This window comes from Acrocarpospora sp. B8E8 (genome assembly GCF_039871605.1).
GTDB lineage: Bacteria > Actinomycetota > Actinomycetes > Streptosporangiales > Streptosporangiaceae > Acrocarpospora > Acrocarpospora macrocephala.
In genome coordinates, this window is the sequence record NZ_JBDPLV010000017.1 from 57,559 (window position 1) to 73,305 (window position 15,747).

The 15,747-nt window shown below is 70.3% G+C and carries 17 protein-coding genes; 8 read left to right on the plus strand and 9 right to left on the minus strand.

All coding sequences use genetic code 11. The features are described from left to right. Positions 1-81: 81 nt before the first annotated feature. Positions 82-1,554 carry a TRAP transporter substrate-binding protein DctP gene (dctP, locus tag ABGB08_RS18695; protein ID WP_347591902.1) on the plus strand — a complete coding sequence of 491 codons (1,473 nt, stop codon included), beginning with the start codon at positions 82-84 and terminating at the stop codon, positions 1,552-1,554. 5 nt (positions 1,555-1,559) lie between these two features. Here the strand turns inward: dctP and ABGB08_RS18700 are convergent, their stop codons facing one another. The 3 genes from ABGB08_RS18700 to ABGB08_RS18710 are packed head-to-tail and all read right to left on the minus strand — an operon-like array spanning position 1,560 to position 4,615. Next, complete coding sequence (locus ABGB08_RS18700; protein WP_347591904.1) at positions 1,560-3,011, minus strand: ATP-binding protein; 1,452 nt, start codon at positions 3,009-3,011, stop codon at positions 1,560-1,562. A 4-nt stretch (positions 3,012-3,015) separates the two neighbouring features. After that, positions 3,016-3,360 carry a response regulator gene (locus ABGB08_RS18705; protein ID WP_347591906.1) on the minus strand — a complete coding sequence of 115 codons (345 nt, stop codon included), beginning with the start codon at positions 3,358-3,360 and terminating at the stop codon, positions 3,016-3,018. 58 nt (positions 3,361-3,418) lie between these two features. Then, positions 3,419-4,615 carry a cytochrome P450 gene (locus ABGB08_RS18710; RefSeq protein WP_347591908.1) on the minus strand — a complete coding sequence of 399 codons (1,197 nt, stop codon included), beginning with the start codon at positions 4,613-4,615 and terminating at the stop codon, positions 3,419-3,421. A 125-nt stretch (positions 4,616-4,740) separates the two neighbouring features. On the opposite strand from ABGB08_RS18710, the gene ABGB08_RS18715 reads away from it, so the two are divergent. Both ABGB08_RS18715 and ABGB08_RS18720 read left to right on the plus strand, forming a co-directional pair. Next, positions 4,741-5,331 carry a TetR family transcriptional regulator gene (locus ABGB08_RS18715; RefSeq protein ID WP_347591909.1) on the plus strand — a complete coding sequence of 197 codons (591 nt, stop codon included), beginning with the start codon at positions 4,741-4,743 and terminating at the stop codon, positions 5,329-5,331. A gap of 70 nt (positions 5,332-5,401) precedes the next feature. Beyond that, positions 5,402-5,824, plus strand: coding sequence for an Hsp20/alpha crystallin family protein (locus ABGB08_RS18720; protein ID WP_347591911.1), 423 nt, complete (start codon positions 5,402-5,404; stop codon positions 5,822-5,824). Here ABGB08_RS18720 and ABGB08_RS18725 read toward each other — a convergent pair whose 3' ends face one another. The 4 genes from ABGB08_RS18725 to ABGB08_RS18740 form a co-directional block, all read right to left on the minus strand. Next, the gene (locus ABGB08_RS18725; protein ID WP_347591913.1) at positions 5,825-6,805 is read right to left on the minus strand and encodes an LLM class flavin-dependent oxidoreductase; all 981 of its coding nucleotides are present in this window, start codon (positions 6,803-6,805) and stop codon (positions 5,825-5,827) included. It lies immediately after the preceding gene. Between the two features lie 17 nt (positions 6,806-6,822). Beyond that, positions 6,823-7,689 (minus strand): leishmanolysin-related zinc metalloendopeptidase, encoded by an 867-nt coding sequence (locus ABGB08_RS18730; RefSeq protein WP_347591915.1) that lies wholly within the window; start codon positions 7,687-7,689, stop codon positions 6,823-6,825. An 82-nt stretch (positions 7,690-7,771) separates the two neighbouring features. Next, positions 7,772-8,173 carry a DivIVA domain-containing protein gene (locus ABGB08_RS18735; protein ID WP_347591917.1) on the minus strand — a complete coding sequence of 134 codons (402 nt, stop codon included), beginning with the start codon at positions 8,171-8,173 and terminating at the stop codon, positions 7,772-7,774. 8 nt (positions 8,174-8,181) lie between these two features. Then, a complete protein-coding gene (locus tag ABGB08_RS18740) occupies positions 8,182-9,315 on the minus strand; it encodes a hypothetical protein (RefSeq protein WP_347591919.1) in 1,134 nt (377 codons plus the stop codon). Positions 9,316-9,456: 141 nt separating this feature from the next. Here ABGB08_RS18740 and ABGB08_RS18745 point away from each other — a divergent pair, with 141 nt between their 5' ends. From ABGB08_RS18745 to ABGB08_RS18755, 3 genes are read left to right on the plus strand one after another with little or no spacing between them, the layout of a single operon-like run. After that, complete coding sequence (locus ABGB08_RS18745; RefSeq protein ID WP_155354254.1) at positions 9,457-9,861, plus strand: metalloregulator ArsR/SmtB family transcription factor; 405 nt, start codon at positions 9,457-9,459, stop codon at positions 9,859-9,861. Next, positions 9,854-10,795 carry a cation diffusion facilitator family transporter gene (locus ABGB08_RS18750; RefSeq protein WP_347591921.1) on the plus strand — a complete coding sequence of 314 codons (942 nt, stop codon included), beginning with the start codon at positions 9,854-9,856 and terminating at the stop codon, positions 10,793-10,795. The genes ABGB08_RS18745 and ABGB08_RS18750 overlap by 8 nt, the downstream gene beginning before the upstream one ends. Positions 10,796-10,799: 4 nt before the next feature. Continuing rightward, positions 10,800-11,666 carry a 3-methyladenine DNA glycosylase gene (locus tag ABGB08_RS18755; protein WP_347591923.1) on the plus strand — a complete coding sequence of 289 codons (867 nt, stop codon included), beginning with the start codon at positions 10,800-10,802 and terminating at the stop codon, positions 11,664-11,666. On the opposite strand, the gene ABGB08_RS18760 is transcribed toward ABGB08_RS18755, so the two are convergent. Beyond that, positions 11,643-12,755 carry a serine hydrolase domain-containing protein gene (locus ABGB08_RS18760; protein WP_347591925.1) on the minus strand — a complete coding sequence of 371 codons (1,113 nt, stop codon included), beginning with the start codon at positions 12,753-12,755 and terminating at the stop codon, positions 11,643-11,645. The genes ABGB08_RS18755 and ABGB08_RS18760 overlap by 24 nt on opposite strands. A gap of 199 nt (positions 12,756-12,954) precedes the next feature. Here ABGB08_RS18760 and ABGB08_RS18765 point away from each other — a divergent pair, with 199 nt between their 5' ends. After that, entirely contained in the window at positions 12,955-13,446 is a 492-nt protein-coding gene (locus ABGB08_RS18765) for a GtrA family protein (protein ID WP_347591927.1), read from the plus strand. Between the two features lie 187 nt (positions 13,447-13,633). Then, the gene (locus ABGB08_RS18770) at positions 13,634-14,029 is read left to right on the plus strand and encodes a ChaB family protein (protein WP_347591929.1); all 396 of its coding nucleotides are present in this window, start codon (positions 13,634-13,636) and stop codon (positions 14,027-14,029) included. Between the two features lie 118 nt (positions 14,030-14,147). Here ABGB08_RS18770 and ABGB08_RS18775 read toward each other — a convergent pair whose 3' ends face one another. Then, the gene (locus ABGB08_RS18775) at positions 14,148-15,689 is read right to left on the minus strand and encodes a fused response regulator/phosphatase (protein ID WP_347591931.1); all 1,542 of its coding nucleotides are present in this window, start codon (positions 15,687-15,689) and stop codon (positions 14,148-14,150) included. Positions 15,690-15,747 lie beyond the last annotated feature (58 nt).

The following is a 15,747-nucleotide window of genomic DNA, read 5'->3' on the forward strand; positions in this document are numbered from 1 at the left end:
GCTCCCGGTGGCCGTGCTGGTCGCGATGGCATGGCGGGCGCCCCGGCCTAGCGTCGATGCTGACATCAAGGGAGGGTGGTCATGAGACTGAGAAACGTCGTGGTCCTCGCCGCGACGGCCGCGCTCGTGGTGGCCTGCGCGAGCGCGACGCAGGGTGGGAAGAGCGGCCCGGGGCCCGCCGTCACCACGCTGACGCTGGGGACCGACGACACGCCGGGGCTGCCCGGGGCCGACGCCGTCGAGGAGTTCGCGCGGCTGGTCCAGGCGAAATCCGGCGGCACGGTACGTGTTCAGCCGAAGTGGAACGCGGCCGGGCCGGTGACCCAGTGGGACCAGGCGGTGGCGCGGCTGGTCACCGGGGGAGATCTCGACATGGGGCTGATCCCGGCCCGCGCGTGGGACACCGAGGGCATCACCACCATGAGCGCGCTGCACGCGCCGTTCCTCGTCACGAGCGACTATCTGGTGGACCGGATCCTCGCCGACGACGCCCTGGCCGCGCAGCTGCTCGGCGGCCTGACCAAAGCCGGTCTGACCGGTCTGGCCCTCCTTCCCGACGGGTTGCGGCACCCGTTCGGCGTGCACGGCCCGCTCACCTCACCCGCGGACTTCGCCGGGAAGACGTTCCGCGCCCCGCATTCCGACACCGCCTACGCGCTCTTCCGGGCGTTCGGCGCGGAACCCGCCGACCTGCCGGGCGACGCGATGGGACAGGCGATCGCCGCCAAGTCCCTGGCCGGGATGGAATCCTCCTACACCTGGGCGTCGTCCTCGCTGCCCGCGAGCGTGGCCGCCGCCAACGTGACGTTCTTCCCGAAGGTGAACACGCTCGTCATCCGCTCCTCGGTGCTGGCCGGCCTGTCCGAGCGGCAGCGCGCCGCAGTGACGGAAGCGGCGGCGTCGGCCGCCGTCTGGGCCCGATCCCACCGCCCCTCGGAGATCGAGGCGGGCCGGGCGTTCTGCTCGTACGGCGGAGCGGTCGTCTACGCGGCGGACGGCGACATCGCCGCTCTGGCACGGGCCGCCCAGCCGGTCTACGCGACGCTGGAGAAGGACCCCCAGGTCAAGGGGATGATCGAGCGTATACGCGAGCTGAAGAAGAACGCCCCGGCGGCGCAAATCGCCATCCCCTGCGACGGCAGGAAGAGCACGGGGACGCTCGCGAAGAGCAGCGCGGCGGCGAAGTTTCCCGAAGGGGTCTACCGGGCGGAGATCCCGATGCAGCGGTTCCTCGACTCCAAGGTGCATCCCGCCTGGGCGCGCGACAACTCGGGCATTTCCACCTTGACCTTCACAGCGGGCACCTGGCGCCACCACGTCGGCGGAAGTCCGGACAGCGCGGACTGCTACGGCCCTTACACGGCCACCGGCGGAAGGGTCGTGCTCTCCTTCCGCGAGGTCCTGTGCGGCACCGCGGGCGGCGACCTGTTCTCCGCCGGGTGGCGGCTCGACGGCGGCGAGCTCAGGTTCGTCGACGTGGAGGCGGGCCAGCCGGGGGAGGAGTCGCTCATGTACGTGCTGTTCGGCAGCGAACCGTGGAAGAAGATCGGCTGACGCTTTCAGCGCGGCTCGTCGGCGACGGGGATCTCGGCGACGAGCCGCGTTCCGTTGCCCGGCGCGGAGTCGACGGAGAGGCGACCGCCGAACGTCTCGACGCGATCCGACAGTCCGCGCAGGCCGCTGCCCTGGGAGGGATCGGCGCCGCCGACGCCGTCGTCGTGCACGCTCAAGGAGAGTTCCGCGTCGTGTCGCGTGAGCGTGATGGAGACCGTCGAGGCGGCGGCGTGCTTGGCAACGTTGGCCAGGGCTTCGGCGCACACGAAGTAGACGGCTGCCTCGATATCCGCCGGGAGCGGTTCCGGGGACGCGTTCAGCCGTACCGGCACCGGGGAACGCGCGGCGAGCGCGGCCAGGGCGGGTGCGAGGCCGCCACTGAGCTCGCGGGGATGCAGGCCGTGGGCGAGGTCGTCCAGCTCCTGGAGAGTACTGGCCAGGTGATCGGCGGCTCTGCCCGATTTGAGGGTGTCGAGCAGGCCGGTGAGGCGCCGCACGGGACCCTCCTGCAGGCGCTCGGCGAGGTGGCGGCGCTCCTCGTCGGCGGCCACCATGAGCCGCCGACGGGAGGCCACGAGTTCGGCGGCCTGCGCGCCCACCTCGGCCTGAAGCGCGGCGTTCACGGCGGTCAGCCTGGCAGCGGTGCCCACAGCCTCGATCATGGATGTGCCGGTGAGCACGGCCCGATCGTGCACGATGACGGCGAAGGGCTCGCCGTCACTGCCGATGAATGTCGTGGCCAGATCCCCGGCGGGGAGCGCGATCAGGACGCCGCGTTCGTCCAGATAGCCGCCGTCCCGCCAGAAGCCGACCCTCAGGCCCGGGTCGCCGAGGGTCTCGGCCAGCGCGGCACGAAGGGAGCCAGGCCGGGCGAGCTCGATGACCTGGTCGGTGACCGCCTCGTGGCCGGGCCGTCGGAGCGTCCAGGCCAGGGTGACCGCGATGCCGCACAGGACGGCCTGGTAGCCGAGGGCCGCGGGGAAGGCGACCTCCCCGGCGGGGAAGGCGAGGCGGCTTGCGGCGCCGCCGTACACGGCGAGGGCGAAGGCGATGGCCGCCCGCCGGGTGCCCCCGGCGACGAGCAGCGCGGAGACCAGCGCGACGGCGGCCAGGTCCGTGTTCCAGACGGGCTGGACGACGGCGGCCACGTAGCCGGTCCCGACCGCCGCCCAGCCGACCCGGGTCGTGGGCCGCCAGCCCGGGAACATGAGCAGCAGGTGGATCAACGGCCCCCGGTGCCAGTACCACAAGGCCGGATCCAGATTCCCGGCGAACCAGGCGAATCCGGTCGCGATGAGCAGCGTCCCCGGGGCTTTGCGCGCGTACAGGCCGGCGCCGACGAGCACGAGGCCGGTCAACAGGTCGGGGATCCACCGTCCGGGCTGCTCCCAGCGGTAGGCCACCCACTCCGACGCGAGACCCGCCACGATCGCCAGGACCAGGATCGGCGCCCGCACGCCGTCACCCGAGGAGACCGCTGAGCGCCGGACCAGACAGTTCGTGCTTGGGGAGGAAACGGGCTCCCCGCAGCCGGGGACCGTACGTCACGGCGTCCCGGCTCGACACGAACACGACCACCGGCGGATCCGCCAGCCCGGTGAGGCGCGCGGCCACCGCGAAACCATCCAGGTCGGGCAGCTGGATGTCGAGCAGGACCACGTCAGGGCGGAGCCGGTCGGCGGCGGCGACGGCCTCCGCGCCGGTCGCCGCGTCACCGGCGACGACGAAACCGCCCGCCTCGAGCAGCGCCCGAGCCGAGGAACGGAAGCCGTCATGGTCGTCGACGATCAGCACACTCCGGGCCACGGCTCGATGGTCGCACCCGTGCGCGGGTCCGGCATCAGTGGTGGCACGGAGATGGCGTTCACCAGGTGACCGGCAGGCGCTGGGCGCCGAAGATGACGGCGTCGCGGTACTTGACCTCGGCCGGGTCGACGGCGAGGGCGAGGCCGGGCAGCCGGGTGAGGAGTTCCGTGAGGGCGATGCGCAGCTCGGCCCGGGCCAGCGGCTGGCCCAGGCACTGGTGCACGCCGAAACCGAAGGCCATGTGCTGGTGGGAGCCGCGGGCCAGGTCGAGGTCGCCGGGTTCGGTGAAGACGGCGGCGTCGTGGTTGGCGCCGGACACCAGCGCGATCACGCCCTCCCCGGCCTTGATGACCTGGCCGCCGATCTCGGTGTCGGCCATGGCCGCCCGGGTGAGGCCGGTCCGCACGATGCTCAGGTAGCGCAGCAGCTCCTCCACCGCGTCGTCCATCGACTCGGGCTCGGCCCGGAGCCGCCGCATCTGCTCGGGATTCTGCAGGAGGGCCAGCGTGCTCAGGCCGATCATGTTCGAGGTGGTCTCGTGTCCGGCGACCAGGAGCAGCAGCGCCACCCCGGACAGCTCGTCCGCGGTCATCTCGCCGGTGGCCACCCGCTCGGCGGCGAGCCGGCTGATCAGGTCCGCGCCGCCGTCCCGCTGCCGTACCAGCTTGTCGAGGTAGTCGTGGATCTCGTCCCGCGCGGCCAGGGCCTCCTGCGGCGGGGTGGACCACGCCAGCATGACGCGGCTGCGGTCCTGGAAGAACGTGTGGTCGCTGTACGGCACACCGAGCAGATGGCAGATCACCATCGAGGGCACGGGCAGCGCGAACCACTCGACGAGGTCGGCGGGCGCCCCGTGCGCCCGCATGGCGTCCAGCGCGCCGACGACGGTCTCCCTGATCAGCGGTTCCAGCGTGCGAATCTGCCTGATCATGAACTCGGGGACGAGCATGCGCCGGAGCCGGGCGTGGTCCAGCCCGTCCATGCGGATGAACATGCCCGGCGGCGGGCCGTCCGGCGGCTGCGGCAGGGCCCGGATCATCGGAAAGCCCGGTTTGGTGAAATCGCTGGAGAAGTCCGGGCTGCGGAGCACCTGGCGCACATGCTCGTGCCGGCTGACCAGCCAGGAGATCTGGCCGGTGGGCAGCTCCACCTGCCCGATCCCGTCGGGGAGGGAGACCGCACGCGGCGTCAGGGGATCTCCGTGTCGCGGGCGGAAGGGAAACCGCAGCATGTTCGTCCCGGATGTGTCGATCATCGCGTCCTCCGTTGCGTGAACGTACGAGCTCACCCAGCCACGCTACCTGCCTTTCCGGCAAAAATGCCTATGTGGCAAGTATGCCTGAGATGTAGGTATATTTACTCGTGGAGGTGGTGATCGTGATGGCAGGCACTTCAGGGCTTCGCGAACGCAAGAAGGCCGCCACCCGGCAGGCCGTGCACGACGCGGCGATGCGGCTCACCATCGAGCGCGGCATCGACAACGTCACGATCGACGAGATCACCGAGGCGGCGGGCATCTCGCGCAGATCGTTCTCGAACTATTTCACCGGCAAGGAAGACGCCCTGCTCTACGCGGACGGCCAGCAGATGCGCGCCCTGCTCGCCGCCATCCACGACCGCCCCTCCGGCGAGTCCGCCTGGACGGCGATGCGCGCGGTCGTCGCCACCATGGCCGACCGGGACGAGCACACCGTCAGCGAATGGGCGATCCGCACCAGGCTCGCCCTCACCCATCCCGGCCTGCTGGCCGTCCAGCTGGGCAACCACGCCGCCCTGGAGCGCGACCTGGCCGCGGTCGTGGCCGAACGCGACGGAGTGGGCCCGATCCGCGCCCACGTCCTGGCCACCGCCTTCCTCGCCTCCGTGCGCATCGCCATGCGCCTGTGGGTTCAGGACGGGCAGCCCGGCCGCCCAGGCGAGGTCATCGAACGCGTACTGGACGAGATGGAGCGCCCCTTCGACGGGCATTAGGGACTTCTGCCCCTACCCTCGCGGTCGCGTCCGGACTGAGCTGGAAGAAAGCGACACGGAGGTGAACGCCATGGGTATGATGATGCGCCGCGACCGGGGCTTCTTCCCGGAGATCTTCGACATGCTGGAATCGCCGCTCCTCAGCCTGCGCCCGATGGGCCAGTCGCTGCGGTTCGAGGACTTCGTCCGGGACGGCCAGTATGTGCTTCGGTGCGAACTCCCCGGCGTGGACCCGGCCAAGGACGTCGAGGTGACCGTCGCGGGCGGCATGCTGACCATCCACGCGGAGCGCCACCAGGAGGAGAAGGAAGGCGGCCGCAGCGAATTCCGCTACGGCAGCATGACCCGGTCGGTCACGCTGCCCACGGGGGCGAAGGAGGACGAGGTCACCGCTACCTATGACAAGGGCATTCTGGAGATCTGCGTCAACATGGCCGAGGCCAAGCAGGCCGGGACCCGGGTGCCGATCGCCATGCCGGAGAAGGAGCGCTGATCAGTTCCTGAGCCGGGGGAGGACCTCTGAGCCTAGGCGGCGGATGTTCTCCAAGGTGCGGCGGTGGTCGCTCATGCCCTCCACCATGAGGATGAGATGGCGGAGGCCGGTCGTCTCGTGGGTGGCTCTGAGCGTTTCCACGCAGTGATCGGCGTCGCCGACGGGATGCACGCGGGTCAGGAAATTTACGTATTCGTCCAGGTCGCGGGTCTGCCGGGGCTGGCCGTCTACGCGTACATATCCGGCTATGCCGGGTTCGAGCCACAGGGGAAGCTGGGTTCTCAGTTCGTCCTGGGTCTTCTTGGTTGAATCACCCACGAAAGCGACCACCGCGGCCAAGTGCGGGGCGTCTATCGGGGATATATCCGCATATTCAGCCAGAATCAGTGCCTTGGCCGCGTCGTCCAGCTCCATCCCCAGCAGCATGCCCAAGCCCCGCTCCGCGGCCACCCGTGTCGTACGCCCCGAGGCCCGGGCCACCACCGGCCGCATCCGCGCCGACGGCACCATCGCCACCTCGCGGAACCGGAAGAACTCCCCGCTCGCCGCCACCGAAGGCTCGCTCAGCGCCCGGCACAGCAGATCGAGAGATTCCGGGAACCCCCGTTCCCACCTGTCCAGATCCGCGCCGAACACCTCCAGGTCCACCCACGGCCCGCCCCGCCCCACGCCCAGCGTGAACCGGCCGCCGGACAGATGGTGCAGCATGGCCGCCTGCTCGGCCAGCGCCACCGGATGCGTCGTGGACAGCACGCTCACCGCCGTCCCGACCCCGATCCGCTCGGTACGGCCCAGGGCCATCGCCGCCAGCGTGATCGCGGACGGGCACACCCCGTACGACATGAAGTGGTGCTCCGCGATCCACGCGTCGTCGAACCCCGCGTCCTCGGCGGCGACGATCGCCTCCATGGTGTCCCGCAGGACCTGTCCCGGCGGGCGCCGGGAAGATCCCGCCGCGATGAGGAAGACGCCGATCCGCATCCCTCCATGGTGCCCGTTCAGATGAGCCCAGGCGGCTCCTCCTGAGAGACGCCGCAGAAGAGCGTGGCGTCCAGAGCCGCCGCGCGCATCTCGGCCAGGAAGAGCGGAGACGGCAGCACATACGGTTCCGCCGCCGCCATGTCGACCTGGTAGCCCATGTCCCCCAGCGCCGCCACCGTGAGACGGCTCAGCGGATTGCCGAGACCGGTGCCGACCCTGCTGGTCATGAGCTCGGCGCCGAACACCGACTCCCGCCAGTGCGAGCCGGCACTGCCGGGACCGCCCACGTTCTCCACCGGGACGACGTGCGGTTCAGCGCTGCCGAGCAGGGACGCGAACACCTCACGGGCCCTCGCGCCCGTGAAGACCGGGTCGGTGGTGCCAAGCCCTTCCACGAGGCGCAGGTCCTGCCAGATCCCCCCGCCGAGTCCCAGCGCATGCCCCATCTCATGCACGATCACATCGTGCAGGAGCCCCGACTGTTCCATCCGGTCCAGGTCGAAACTGTCGAAGGTCATCGTGCCGACCGCCGGGAGACGGCTCCCCGTCCGCACGAGAATCGGCCGCGCCTGCCCCAGAATGTTGCCCTCCGGCGTCCCCGCACCGTCGATCTTGGCGCCCTGGGCGAGGATCACGATGTCGTCGATGGCCTCTCCCGGGGTGAGGCCCGCGGGCAGTTCCGGCACGTCGGGAATGGCGACGTCGGGCAGATCGCCGACGATCATCCGCGCCCACCGGTCGGCCGCGGCCGCGAACGCCGCCTTCTGCGTCTCGCTCAGACCACCCAGGAACCGCACCTCGATCGTGAACGGCGACTCGGTAGCCGCCACCGCCCGCGCGCGCCCCGCGTCGGCACGCGCCAGATGTGTCTCGAACTCGTCCATCGCTCCGCCTTTCCATGTCACGGACTTCGCCCATCGTCTCTCCGTCACCTGTCGTACGCCTTGAGTAACCCCGTACTCAACGTCACGACGCGACCACCGCGTCCTTGATCTGGGCGAGCTGATCTTCAAGGCCGGTGCGCCAGCGGTCGAGTTCCCGTACTCCCGCCGTATGGGCTTCGGCGAGGATGTCGGTGGCCCTGCCCAGGCGCTCGCGCGTCTCCTCCTCGAGGGCGCGGGCGCGGTCCTGGGCCTCCGAGATGATCGTCGCCGCCTCCTCCCGCGCGTTGACGATCAGCAGCGTCGCCGTCTTCGGATCGGCGACGAGGCCTTTCAGGTGGGCGTTCTCCTGGTGCAGCCGGCGCAGGCTGGCCGCCACCTCGTTCAGGAAGACGTCGACTTCGGCGAGGTCGTAGCCCTCACGGAGCCGCCCGGTCGTGAACACTTTGGCGCGGACATCGTCGGCGGTCAGCGTCCTGTCGGTCATGGGATCGTTCACCGAGCCTTTCGCGGAGTGGAGATGACTTCCAGCAGGTACGCCCGCTGCCGGTCCGACAGATCGCCGAGCCGGTGATCGGGCGGGATGTCGTTGGCGGCGAGCAATTTCTTGACTTCGTCCGGCTGGTGGCCGGGCAGGGTGCGCAGCAGCCACCCGATGTGCGTCCCCTTGGTCAGGTCGTCGGTCCGCGCGAACACCTCAGACAGGCTCATGTAGCCCGCGGCGACGGCGGCGCGCAGGTGCTCCCTGCTGACCGGGGAGAAGCGAGTCGGAGTCGGGGTCGGCACCGGCTGGGGTAGCCGGATCATCATCTGCCCGGCGGCGGTGGGATGCTCGCCGCCGCGGGGCAGCAGGTGGGCGGCGGCGAGCAGAACCGCCACCGTGCCCGCGACGCCGATCGCGCTCACCGCGTGCCGCCTCGGCAGCCGCCCGTCCGCCTGCCGGATCGCGGCCAGTTTCAGGCCCACCAGCGCCGTACGGAGCAGCACCCCCGCCACCACGCCGATCAGGATGGGCTCCACCCGCGGCGGCAGGGGACCGATGGTGGCGATCAGGATGCCGACGGCGGGGCTGACACAGGAGAGGACCAGCCACGGCGCCAGCCGCCGGGAGGCCATGTCGAGCAGGGTGGTCAGGGCGAGGCCCTCGCTGGTGGAGTGGACCATGAGGGCGATCACCACGATGGCCGAGGTGGTCAGGGCGAGCGTGGCGCCCTCGACCGCGCGGTGCACGGAGAGCGCGGCGGCGGTGCCCATGCCGCTGAACACGGCCGCGCTGAGCACCTCCTTGACGCGGCGGTGCAGCCCGGGCGCGTGATTCCCACCGGCGGGGCCGGTGTGCTCGTGCCCGCAGCCCTTCCGGGTGAAGTAGGTGATCACCAGGAAGCCGGACAGGATCGCCAGCCCCACCGCCCACAGCGGGACGCCGTTCTCCGCCGCCCCCCGCCAGGCGTCGGGCAGCATATCGATCAACGCGGTGACCAGCATCAACGCGGACGCGATGGCCAGCCATCCGGTGACCTGCCGCGCTTTCCGCCGGGCCAGCCACGCCCCGGCCAGCGTCGAGAGGCAGATCAGGGCGGCGGCCAGCCACACCGCCAGGGCAGGAGATCGGAGATCGAGCGGCAACACGAGCACTCCCTTGTGGATGTCTTGGCGAACGACGTGCTTTGATTACAAAGCGTTGATATCCAGTTACTCAACGATTACACATCTGAGCAACTGTTCAAGTGAGTGTTGAAGATCCCCGGAGTGCGACCTACACTCCGGCATATGAACAATGATTCAAGTGTTGTAGTGGCGCTGTCGCCCGACGCTTGTTCCACTCCCGTCGTGGACGCCGACCGGGTCGCCGCCGTCCGCCGCACGTTGCCGTCCGACGACGTGGTGCGCGAGCTCGCCGACGTGTTCTCACTGCTGGCCGACCCTGGCCGGTTGCGCCTGATGGCCGCGCTGCTCGAAGGCGGCGAGATGTGCGTGTGCGACCTGGCCGCCGCCACCGGGCAGAGCATGTCCGCCGCCTCGCACGCGCTGCGCCTGCTGCGCACCCACCGGGTGGTCAAGGTGCGCCGCTCCGGGCGGATGGCCTACTACCAGCTGGCCGACTCCCACGTCCGCATGCTGTTCGACCTCGCGATCACCCACATCGGCCATGACGAGGAGCGGCGCGGTGGCTGAGCACGGTCACAGGCACGCGGCGGGCGGCGACCGCCGGTATCTGACGGGCGCCCTCGCGCTGATCACCGGATTCATGGCGATCGAGGTCGTCATCGGCGTCATCGCCCAATCGCTGGCGCTGATCTCCGACGCCGGGCACATGCTCACCGACGCCATCGCCATCGTCGTCGCCCTGATCGCGATGCGCATCTCCGCGCGCCCGCCCCGCGGCGGCTACACCTACGGCCTCAAACGCGCCGAGATCATCTCCGCCCAGCTCAACGGCCTCACCCTGCTCCTGCTCAGCGCGTACTTCATCGTCGAGGGGGTACGCCGGATCGTCGAACCTCCCGACGTCGAGGGCCTGTACGTGGTCGTGACCGGCCTGGCGGGCATCGCGATCAACCTGGCGGCCACCTGGCTGATGTCCAAGGCCAACCGGACCAGCCTCAACGTCGAAGGCGCCTACCAGCACATCCTCAACGACCTGTTCGCCTTCATCGCCACCACGATCGCCGGAGCGGTCGTCTGGCTCACCGGCTGGGGCCGCGCCGACGCCCTCGCCGCCCTGATCGTCGCCGCCCTGATGCTGCGGGCCGGCTGGGGTCTGGTCCGCGACTCCGGCCGCGTCTTCATGGAAGCCGCCCCCGTCGGCATGAACCCCGCCGAGATCGGCGGCAGGGCCGCCTCCCTCGACTCCGTGGTGGAAGTCCACGACCTGCACATCTGGGAGGTCACCTCCGGCTACCCCGCGATGTCCGCCCACATCCTGGTCAAGCCCGGCGCCGACTGCCACGCCGCCCGGCTCGCCGCGGAAAAACTCCTCCACGACGAGTACGGCATCGCCCACACCACCCTCCAGGTCGACCACGCCCCCCAGGAACTCCTCACGGTCGGCGCTCCCCCCACCCACTGCCGCGCCCCGCACGGCCCCGCACACCGGCGGCTAGCATGATTCGGTGCGTGTGCTCGACAGGCGGGAATGGGAGGCCAGGGCCGAGGCTCATCGGCGGCGCGTGGACGGGTGGATCGGCCCGCATCTGAGCCGTCGCAGGGCCGGGGTGGCGCACCCGGTGGAGGACTTCCTGTTCAGCTACTACGGGTATCGGCCGAGCCGGTTGCGGCGGTGGCATCCAGGGGCAGGCGTCGTGCTTGAGGGGGCGCGGAAGTTCGGGACGGGATACGTCGACGTCGAAGGCGGCGCGACCCTGGACACGGCCGCGCTCGTGCCGCGGCGGCGGGAGACCCTCACGTGGGTCGCGGGCCTGCTGGCGGCGACCGCCGGGCGGCCCGGGCAGTTCGGGTGTTTCGGCATGCACGAGTGGGCGATGGTCTACCGCCTGCCGCCCGACCGGGTCAGGCACGCCACGCAGCCGCTGCGCATGTCACCGGAGGCGGTGGCCGCCGTCGTCGAGGAACGCCCGCTGCGGTGCAGCCATTTCGACGCGTTCCGGTTCTTCACCCCGCAGGCCCGCCCGCTGAACCAGGCCCAGCTCACCCGCGAACACCAGGCCGAACGCGAACAGCCCGGCTGCCTGCACGCCAACATGGACCTCTACAAGTGGGCGAGCAAACTCTCCCCGCTGGTGCCGGCCGAGCTGGTGGCCGACTGCTTCGAACTGGCCAGGGACATCCGCGCGGTCGACATGCGGGCCAGTCCCTACGACCTGAGCCACCACGGCTACCCGCCCATCCCGGTCGAGACCCCGGCGGGCCGGATCGAGTACGCGGCCGCCCAGCGGGATTTCGCCGAGCGGGCCGCCCCGCTCCGCCGGCGGCTGCTGGCCGCCTGCGAGGGCCTGCTAGCCGAAGCGGGCGCACTGTAGGACGGCCGGGATCAGGCGCTCGTTCTCCGGGGCCGCGCCCGCCGGGACGGGCAGCCGCCGCCGCGCGTAGCCGTAGGCGATGCCGCTGCGCGGGTCGGCGAACGCCTGCGAGCCCGCCGCGCCGCTGTGGCCGAAGGCGTCGGGGCCCAGCGCGGGGTAGAGCAGCGGCACGGCTTCGAAGCCGAGCGCGAACTTGTTCACGTCGCCGGTGACCAGGTCGGTTCCCGGCGTGTGCAGGCGGGCGAACTCCGTGATCGTGGCCGGGCTCAGCAGCGGCGGTTTACCGTCCAGGCCGGAGACGGCGGCGGCGTACAGGGCGGCGAGCCCTCGCGCGTTGGCGACGCCGCCCGCGGACGCCGGGCCCAGCGCGCGCGTCTGGCGGCTGTTGGCGAAGGCCACCAGATCGGTGGGGGAGGGGGCGTTGAGGTTGAACGCGACGCCGATCAGGCTCTCCGGATCGACCACATCCCCGGGAACGGGACGCATCGGACGCGCCGGGACGAACCGCGACTCGAACTCGGCGGGCAGCCCCAGATAAAAGCCGATGTTGTACGGCGCCCGGATGCGCTCCTCGTATATCTCCTGAATCGATTGCCCGGTCGCCCGCCGGACCACCTCGCCGGTGAGCGCGCCGATCACGAAGGCGTGATACCCGTAGGCGGCTCCGGGAGTCCAGTACGGCCGCTGCCCCGCCAGCTTCTTCGCGATCAGCCGATCGTCGGCCAGTTCCGCCTTGCTGAACCCCCCATCCACCCCGATCATGCCCGCCCGATGCGCCAGCAGCCCCCGCAGCGTGATCTCGGCCGGAAACTCCGGCCACCACTCGCCGACCCGATGATCCAGATCGAGTACGCCCTCCTGCACCAGCAACGCCACGACCAGATGCGCCGCCCCCTTGGTAGAGGAGAAGACCGCGAACAGCGAATCGCCCGCGATCCCGTCCCCCGCCCACAGATCGACCACCTGCTGCCCGTCCCGATACACGGCCAGCTGCGCCCCAGGCTCATCCGGCCCTTCCGCGACAACGTCCTCGAACGCCTCCCGCACCCCCTCAAACCCAGGCGCCACCGCCCCACGCACAGTGATCATTAAGCCAACTCCCCGTTCCCGGCCTTTTCGGGCACTCTAGGCCCAATTCCGGAAATTTCGGTAGATCACTCTTGGGGATTAGCGCCCGTCCCGAACCAGCACCGCACCACGCCTGGACTGGGTACAGTGGATCTTCGTGACGTCGCGCCAGACGTGCCCGGACATTCCCTGATCTCACTCTTAAGCGGACAACCATCACATGCGTTCGGCCCACGCGGTCTTCGGGAGGCTCCGGCTTCTCGCTCGTGAACTCACCACATTCGGGATGATCGGCGCGATCGCCTTCGTGATCAGCGTTCCCGGTTCGAACGTGCTGCGCTACGGCGTCGGGCTTGGCCCGTTGACGTCCGTCGTGCTGGCCACCGTGGTGGCGTCCGTCTTCACCTACTACGCGCACCGCTACTGGACCTGGCGCAGCCGCGGCAGTTCCGGGCAGATGCAGGAATTCGCGTTGTTCGCCATGTTCAACGGGATCGGCCTGCTCATCCAGGTGCTCTGCGTCGGGTTCACCGAATACACCCTCAGACTGAGCAATCCACTGGCGCTCAACACCGCCAACATCATCGGCGTGGCGGCGGGCACGCTCTTCCGTTTCTGGGCTTACCGCAAGTGGGTGTTCCTCCCGGTCACGGTAAAGGAGAAGCCCACGGTCCCCGAGTTGGCGGCCGAGGGGGAGGGACCGGCCAGGTGAACGCGCTCAGCCCCTGCTTCCTCGTCGCCCTCGTCAAAAAATGACCATAAGGCGGTCGAATGGTGGTGGGGGGAGGTGGGGCGGAAGGCGTACAAAGAGAAAAAGGGAGTTCGCAGGACGGGAATTGGGGGAGGGGACGGAGACGAGCACGCCGATGGGCGTGCGGACCGTGAGAAGGGAGCGGGAGATGCCAGCCCAACGAGAGATGCCCGACACCCTGCGCCGATCCCCCAAGCGGGCCCAGGAAACGTGGGCCAAGGCGCATGACGCCGCCGTCCAGGAGTACGGCGAGGGCGAACGCGCGCACCGGACCGCATACGCGGCGCTCAAGCGCACCTGGGAGAAGATCGGTGACCACTGGGAGGCCAAGTCCAGGCGGGGGCCGTCCGACGAGCGGGCCGCGAGCAAGCGGCGCGACGTGGGCCGGACCGAGGAGGGCGTGAACGCCAAGGCGTCCAAGCAGCACCTGTACGACGTGGCCAAGCGAATGGACATCGCCGGACGTTCCAGCATGACCAAGGAGGAACTGGTCAGCGCCATCAAGAAGGCCAACAGGCGCAGCGGGGCGCGCGCCAGAGCATGACATAGCCGGACATCGCGGGATCCCGTGCGATTGGTCAGAGCCGACGGACGGGGGATTCCGCAGCGGATCGACGCGCCGGAGCGCGGCGACGGAACCTATGACAGGTTCGCGTTGATTTTCATGATCTGCGGAGGACCACCAGGGCGACGTCGTCCTCGCGGTCGGAGGGCATCAGCCCGTTCAGCAGCCGGTCGCAGAACACGTTCAGGTCGGGTTCCACCACGGCGGCCAGGTCCCGGAGGCGGGCCATGCCGTCGAGAACGCCCAGATCCCGGCGCTCGACCAGGCCGTCGGTGATCAGCACCAGCGCGCCGCCGGGCGGCAGCAGGATCGCGGTTTCGTCCGGGCGGGGCAGGTCGGCGCCGAGAAGCGGGCCGGGGAGGGGCACGTACTCGGCCCGCCCGTCCGCGACCAGCAGCGGCGGCAGGTGGCCGGCGTTGCACAGCAGCACCTCACCCCCGGCCGGGTCGACCAGCAGCAGCACCACGGTGGCCAGCTCCCGGGGCAGGAAGGTCAGCATGAGCTGGTTGACCCGGCGCAGGATCTCGCCCAGCCCGTGCCCTTCGCTGGCGTAGGCCCGGACCGCGTGCCGGATCTCCGCCATCACCGTGGCCGCGTGCAGCGAATGCCCCATGACGTCGCCCACCGCCACCAGCAGGCGGTCGCCCAGCAGGATCAGCTCGTAGAAGTCACCGCCGATCTCGGCTTCGGTGGTGGCGGGGATGTAACGGGCGGCCAGGTCCAGACCCGGCACCCGCGGCAGCGACCGGGGCAGCAGGCTGCGCTGCAGCGTCAGCGCGATCCGCCGTCCCTCATCCAGCGACCGCAGCCCTTCGACGGCCAGCGCCACGGTCTGGCTGAGCTGGGACAGCACGTGCAGATCGGCTTCGCTCGCGGTCACGTCCGCCGGGACCAGGACGGCCACCAGCGGTTTGGCCTGGAGCCTGGCCAGCGCCACCCGCACCTCACCGGTCCGCGCCGACGGCGCCAGCAACGCCGCCCACTCGGTACCAGGCCCCGTCATGATCGTGAAGCCGTGCGGGGCCGCCCCGAAATCGGCCTGCCCGGCCGGAATCCGCATCGAGTCCCCGCCCGCGATCGCGACATGGGCGTGCTCCCCGTCCAGCGCCGAGGCCACCACGGACGCCGCGCAGCCGAACATGCGAGCCGCCCCCTCGGCCGCCGCCCGTACCAGATCCGGCACCCCGTCGGCCGAGTTGACCGCGAGCGTGGTGTCGGCCAGGGCCGCCAGCTGCCCGGCCAGCCTCTCCACCCGTCGCCGTGCGCTGGCGTATCTGAGCATGGCGTGTACGGTCGCCAGCAGCACCTCGGGTTCGACCGGCTCGGTGATGATGGCGTCCGCCCCCCGCGCCAAGCCCTGGGTACGGTCCCGCACCTCGACCCCCGACGTGGTGAGATGAATGACCGGCACCGCCGCGCTGGCGGGATCCGCCTTGATGCGCTCGCACACCTCGAATCCATCCATGTCGGGCATGCGCACATCCAGCAGGACGAGGTCCGGCAACTGCTCCCGGACCGCGTCCAGAGCCTCCTGGCCGCTCGCGGCCTCGATCACTTCGTAGCCGGAATGCTCCAGCCATCGCCCGATCACGTACCGGTTGGCGGCGACGTCATCGACCACCAGGATGCGCTCAGCCACCGCCCCCGACCCCCTGATAGCGGGATATTTCACCTTAGGGAAGGAGGCAATTATGCGG